This window comes from Streptococcus sp. 2021WUSS109 (assembly GCF_044427305.1).
In the GTDB taxonomy this organism is placed as follows: Bacteria; Bacillota; Bacilli; order Lactobacillales; family Streptococcaceae; genus Streptococcus; species Streptococcus suis.
In genome coordinates this window covers 1-2,574 of sequence record NZ_JAOTGF010000047.1, presented here as the reverse complement: position 1 = coordinate 2,574, position 2,574 = coordinate 1, and the positions used below count along the sequence as shown (strand labels likewise).

Here is a 2,574-nt window from a genome sequence, read left to right as displayed (position 1 = left end):
TCCTAATAGCTTTGTCTATCATGTTTGGAAAGGTTTCTTAGAATACTATGGTATTAAAGAAAACAGATCAGAAATGGGGTTACACCGAGAAATCAAAAGCAACTTGCCAGAAGGTTTCGCAGTTGGCCAGAAGGTTATCCCCGCAGGGCAACAGATCCATAAAGGTTTTTATCCTAAGGAAGACCTACCGCCGTTTGCAAGCGTAGCCTATGCTAATGGCAGGGCGACACCCGAAAAGCAGAAAAAACCAAAGAATGAACGCGGGTATTACAACCATTGGCCAGAGTACAAAAAGAGAAGAAAAAGGAATTAAGGATTTTATACACTTTATACAGTAGGGCAAAAATTTTACACACTTCAAAACGTTGTCATATCAAGGGTTTTATACACTTTATACGAAAAACACGGAAATAAAAAAATTCCCTTATATTATGATTTAAAAATAAGGTCCCTATTATTCCTATATATATTTTTATTTTAATGTATAAAGCGTATAAAGTGTATAAAACAATAGCAAAACCCTTGGTACTACTGACTTTATTTTTTATATACTTTCAAAAACAAGTGTATAAAATTTTCAAGAAGCGTATAAAAAAGGAGCTGAAAAATGAAAATCAAGCTATTTTATCAGAAACATAAGCAAAGCCTGGAGGAATTTGAAAAGAGAGTGAACGACTTTATGGCAGGCGTTGAAGTAATTAACGTAACTTTTCAAGTTGCAACCCATGGCGACTATGAAGACCTTTCAACATTTACAACAGTATTGATAACTTACAAATAACAGAAACGGAGAATAATATCATGACATTAAAAACATTTTCAGACAAACCACAAACCTTTACTTTTACTTATGACTTTGAAGACATTGACACCGCCAAAGTGGCAAGTATTGCAGTCTTTGGTTATATGTTTGGGACTTATCACACGCCAGTAATTGAGGCAACGATTAAGGGCAAAGGTCAGCTAGTGCTAGAGTATGCAGAAGATAAGAAACTAAGTAAGATCTTCAAGAGGATTTGTGACGGGTTCAAAGATTACTACAACAATCCTGAAGCAGAAACCGACGTTGAAGACCAGTACCGCCTGGAGCGCACGGAACAACTCAAACAGTCAGAAACCTTTGATAGCTTGCTTAAAAAGGTGGTGGCGTATGAACTGAAGTTACTTGACTATGCGGAACGTTTGCTAAGTGATGACCCAATTCCAATGGATTCAGAGACAGGCTACTCAACACTAGACTTAATTGGTGCTATGGGTGTAGGGCTACTCAAGTCACTAGACAAAGACAACGAATATATCAGCCTTTGGCAGTATGCAGGCCGTTTGTCCCAGTAAGGAAGTGAAGAGGTATGCAATGAACTGGATAAGAGGAGATCCGTTAGATTTTAAAAGCAAACAAATACAATGATTTAAAAGGAGAAAGATAATGACAAGAACACTACAAGAAATTAAAGCAGAGCTAGAGGCATTGTATCAGGAAAATCAAACAGCGATTGAAAAGTACACAGCAGAACTGGAAGCGATTGATCCCAAGATTGAACAAGCGAAACAGGATATAGCTGACGCACAGATGATGGTAGATGCCGAAGCTTATGATATTGCTAAGCGTGAACTTTGGACGGCTGAAAATACTAAAGAAATGTTGAAGAATAAACTGGATGAATTGACTCAAAAACCTTTGATTAGTAAAACAGACTATAATAAATTGGTTAACGAAATCAATGTACTAGCTGAAAAAGAAAATATGACTATTATTAATAAAGTATCTGAAATGTTTCCAGAATTTGAAGCGCTCAAACAACTTCATATCGATAACTACAATTTTGCTAATAATACCCTTCAACTTCTAGAAAATAAAATAGGGCGTAATGAGAAAAGTTACAATTACAGCGATCGAGGAGCTTTATTACCTGGGCGCTTCTCGGGTCTAGAGTATACTCCAAAGAGAAGTGTTGTTCACTTAGTAAATAGCTTGATTGAAAATTATGAAAGGTTGGTTAAATAATGACAGAACACAATCCTTACAAATGGTATAAAGATTTGCAAGAGGGTGCTGAGAAATCGCGAAAAGAACAGGCTGAGAATTTCAATAAATCATTAGCAAAGCTGAGAGAAAAAGCAGAAGCTAAGCGTCAATCAGATCAGGAACTTTTTAATAAAGTATTACAAAAAATGCATGATGAAAATGAGGAGCGAAAAGAAAATGAAATTGCTAGAGCTAAGGCGGAAGCAGCGACAAAAGCTGAGCAAGAAGCTAGGCGCAAGTTTGGAACTAAAACCGAAAATGAGAAACGTAATGATGAAGCTTTACGACAAATGTTAAGAAATATGAAGTTATAAACTATTTTGTAATTTCTAGTGGACAAGATGGATAGTAGAAAAAAAAGGGGGGGTATCACCCCAATGTCATTAAGTTAACTAACCTATCACATTTTGTGGTGGGTTATTTTTTATGTTACACTAAAAATAAAAGGGGAAAAGTCATGCTAGATCAGATTAAAGCTCATTTACTTGATAGTATTAACGACATCGTTTCCACCGCAAACCAGTTTGTGCTTCATCCTGAAAAAGATT

The 2,574-nt window shown here is 36.1% G+C and carries 5 protein-coding genes; all 5 read left to right on the top strand.

The features are described from left to right. A partial coding sequence (locus ODU37_RS10610; protein WP_398580484.1) for a primase-like DNA-binding domain-containing protein occupies positions 1–313 on the top strand: 313 nt, incomplete at its 5' end. A 294-nt stretch (positions 314–607) separates the two neighbouring features. Next, positions 608–781 carry a hypothetical protein gene (locus tag ODU37_RS10605; protein WP_171997246.1) on the top strand — a complete coding sequence of 58 codons (174 nt, stop codon included), beginning with the start codon at positions 608–610 and terminating at the stop codon, positions 779–781. A gap of 20 nt (positions 782–801) precedes the next feature. Further along, a complete protein-coding gene (locus ODU37_RS10600) occupies positions 802–1,335 on the top strand; it encodes a hypothetical protein (protein ID WP_024400804.1) in 534 nt (177 codons plus the stop codon). Between the two features lie 91 nt (positions 1,336–1,426). Next, a complete protein-coding gene (locus ODU37_RS10595; protein WP_024400803.1) occupies positions 1,427–2,005 on the top strand; it encodes a hypothetical protein in 579 nt (192 codons plus the stop codon). After that, the gene (locus ODU37_RS10590) at positions 2,005–2,340 is read left to right on the top strand and encodes a hypothetical protein (protein WP_024400802.1); all 336 of its coding nucleotides are present in this window, start codon (positions 2,005–2,007) and stop codon (positions 2,338–2,340) included. The genes ODU37_RS10595 and ODU37_RS10590 overlap by 1 nt, the downstream gene beginning before the upstream one ends. Positions 2,341–2,574 lie beyond the last annotated feature (234 nt).

What these genes read in the sequence shown, in the direction of transcription:
- ODU37_RS10605 (WP_171997246.1), top strand. Translation starts at nt 608, where the DNA reads ATGAAAATCAAGCTATTTTATCAGAAACATAAGCAAAGCCTGGAGGAA.
- ODU37_RS10600 (WP_024400804.1), top strand. Translation starts at nt 802, where the DNA reads ATGACATTAAAAACATTTTCAGACAAACCACAAACCTTTACTTTTACT.
- ODU37_RS10595 (WP_024400803.1), top strand. Translation starts at nt 1,427, where the DNA reads ATGACAAGAACACTACAAGAAATTAAAGCAGAGCTAGAGGCATTGTAT.
- ODU37_RS10590 (WP_024400802.1), top strand. Translation starts at nt 2,005, where the DNA reads ATGACAGAACACAATCCTTACAAATGGTATAAAGATTTGCAAGAGGGT.